This window comes from Bellilinea sp. (assembly GCF_034432615.1).
Classification (GTDB): Bacteria; Chloroflexota; Anaerolineae; order Anaerolineales; family Anaerolineaceae; genus Bellilinea.
This window is the reverse complement of sequence record NZ_DAOUBL010000364.1, coordinates 1-2,246: the sequence shown is the minus strand read 5'-3', so window position 1 is coordinate 2,246 and position 2,246 is coordinate 1. Positions and strand designations below refer to the sequence as shown.

The 2,246-nt window shown below is 58.5% G+C and carries 4 protein-coding genes; all 4 read left to right on the top strand.

From position 1 onward, the window contains the following. Positions 1-139: 139 nt before the first annotated feature. From VAE48_RS16270 to VAE48_RS16260, 4 genes are read left to right on the top strand one after another with little or no spacing between them, the layout of a single operon-like run. The gene (locus tag VAE48_RS16270) at positions 140-760 is read left to right on the top strand and encodes an SDR family NAD(P)-dependent oxidoreductase (RefSeq protein ID WP_322794389.1); all 621 of its coding nucleotides are present in this window, start codon (positions 140-142) and stop codon (positions 758-760) included. A gap of 42 nt (positions 761-802) precedes the next feature. Further along, positions 803-1,603 (top strand): AAC(3) family N-acetyltransferase, encoded by an 801-nt coding sequence (locus tag VAE48_RS16265; RefSeq protein ID WP_322794388.1) that lies wholly within the window; start codon positions 803-805, stop codon positions 1,601-1,603. Further along, positions 1,558-1,902 (top strand): nucleotidyltransferase family protein, encoded by a 345-nt coding sequence (locus tag VAE48_RS17580; protein ID WP_416181067.1) that lies wholly within the window; start codon positions 1,558-1,560, stop codon positions 1,900-1,902. Before VAE48_RS16265 ends, VAE48_RS17580 begins: the two co-directional genes overlap by 46 nt. Next, entirely contained in the window at positions 1,899-2,144 is a 246-nt protein-coding gene (locus VAE48_RS16260; protein ID WP_322794387.1) for a DUF86 domain-containing protein, read from the top strand. Before VAE48_RS17580 ends, VAE48_RS16260 begins: the two co-directional genes overlap by 4 nt. Positions 2,145-2,246 lie beyond the last annotated feature (102 nt).

Here is a 2,246-nt window from a genome sequence, read left to right as displayed (position 1 = left end):
AGGGTCATTTTCTCAATGAACTGGAAATTGCCAACACCTACGACCTCTCACCTTATTTCAACCTGCGCCTGAATGCCAGCGAAAATCCGCCCATGCCGCCGCGCTGTGAGCAGGTGGCATACCAGGCGATGGAGCAGCCATGAGCGGCGCCAACGGTTCAGGCGGGGCGCGGGTGGCGCTGGTGTGCGGCGCGGCCCGTCCGCCCGGCCGGCAAATTGCGCTGGGGCTGGCAGCCGCCGGGTGGCGGATTGCCGCCCACGATTTGCAGCCCCTGCATCTGGAGGATTTGCGTACCCAAATTGAAGCCGGCGGTTCACTTTGCCGCACGTATGTGGGGGATACCGGCAAGGGCCTGGCAGCCCGCGCGCTGATTGAGGATGTCCTCAATGATTGGGAACGCCTGGATGTGTTGATGTACTGCCTGCAGGCTGCCCCCTCCGCCGATTTGCTGATGCTGGACGAGTGGGACTGGCAGCGTTCGCTGGAAATCAACCTGAGCGCGCCGTTTTTGCTGGCGCAGGCTGCCGCTGCCGTAATGCGTGAACAGCCCGGCGGCGGGGGCATTTTTTTCGTCACCCAGCCGCAGCTGGCACAATCCTCGCTGGCGCTGGCCGCCGCTCAGGCCGGAATCAACGGGCTGGTAGAGGCTGTCGCTTCTTCTCTGCTGGCGTATAATATTCATAGTGCCGTGTTTACCGCCGCTCAGGATGAGATAGAACCGATTGTCGCCCAGGTGCTCCGCCGCCTCTCGGCTGCCTGAGGGTGGATGCACGGCCAATCCCACCGAACGGGGGAGGCTGCCATGCCGTTATCTTTTCGCGAGTTGGTGCAGGGTTTGCAGCGGCTGGGCCTGCCAGCCGGTAAGCCGGTGATTGCCCATGCCTCATTGAAGGCTTTTGGTGAGGTGCGCGGCGGCGCCGAAACGCTGCTCGGCGCGCTGTTGAGCGTCTTTCCGCATCTGATGATGCCCACCCACACCTACCAGACCATGCTGATTCCGGAAGAAGGCCCGGCCGACAATGCCATTCGGTACGGCAGCGGCCGTGACCAAAACGCCATGGCGGTTTTCTTCACTCCCGACCTGCCGGCCGATGCGCTGATGGGCATCCTGCCGGAGGTGCTGCGTAAACACCCGCTGGCAAAACGCTCGGCACACCCCATTCTCTCGTTTGCCGGTATAGGGGTGGAAGAAGCCCTGACAGCCCAAACCCTGGCCGAACCCCTGGCGCCGATTCGCCACCTGAACGAGCAGGAAGGCTGGGTGTTGCTGCTGGGGGTGGATCACACCGTCAACACCAGCATTCACTATGCCGAAAAACTGGCCGGCCGGCGGCAGTTTGTGCGCTGGGCGCTGACCCCCGGCGGGGTGGTGGAATGTCCGGGCTTTCCGGGCTGTTCGCTGGGTTTTGAGAAAGCCGCCCCGCTGCTGCAAGCCGTCACCCGCGAAACGTTCATCGGAGAAGCCCGCATCCGTGCCCTGCCGCTGGCGGAGATGACCGGCTTGCTGGTCGGCGCGCTGCAGGATGACCCGCTGGCTTTTTTGTGCGATGACCCGACTTGCGAACGCTGCACGGCAACCCGGCAGGCTGTGGTGGGAGGGTAGGTTCTAATGGAGTTGGGGATGATTTGCTGACCCGACTGAGAGCGTTGCAGCCTTACCTCCAAAAACAATTTCATGTGAAAACGCTGGAGGTGTTTGGATCCTACGTGCGCGGGGAGGAAAATTCGGAAAGCGATCTTGATCTGCTTGTGACTTTTGAAGTGGATCCTTCCTTGTTCAGGTTCTTATCTCTGGAACTATTCTTGAGGAATCAACTGGGAGTAAAAGTTGATCTCATCATAAAGGATAACCTCAAACCCGACTTGGCGCCCATGATTCTGAAAGAAGCAAAACCGGTATGACCTATCCTCGTGATGCAGTGGTTTATATTCGTGATATGTTGGAGAATTCCAAAAAAGCCTTATTATTTGCTGAAGGGGCCGATTTTGACAGTTTTGCCAATGATGAAAAGACACAGTATGCGATCATTCGGGCAATTGAGGTAATTGGTGAGGCGGCGAAAAAAGTACCCTTGGAATTTAGAGACACTTATCCTCAAATACCGTGGCGGGAAATTACTGCTACCCGAGATAAATTAACGTGAGTTCGGGATAAGATCAAAACGTGGCATGCAGTGAGCATTACCCCCACCTGCACCTCCCCCAAAATCGCCCCTGCGATTTTGGGGGAGGCGGGAGGGGGACGA

Bases quoted from the DNA above. Each gene is read 5' to 3' on its own strand.
- VAE48_RS16265 (WP_322794388.1), top strand. From the start codon at position 803: ATGCCGTTATCTTTTCGCGAGTTGGTGCAGGGTTTGCAGCGGCTGGGC.
- VAE48_RS16260 (WP_322794387.1), top strand. From the start codon at position 1,899: ATGACCTATCCTCGTGATGCAGTGGTTTATATTCGTGATATGTTGGAG.
- VAE48_RS16270 (WP_322794389.1), top strand. From the start codon at position 140: ATGAGCGGCGCCAACGGTTCAGGCGGGGCGCGGGTGGCGCTGGTGTGC.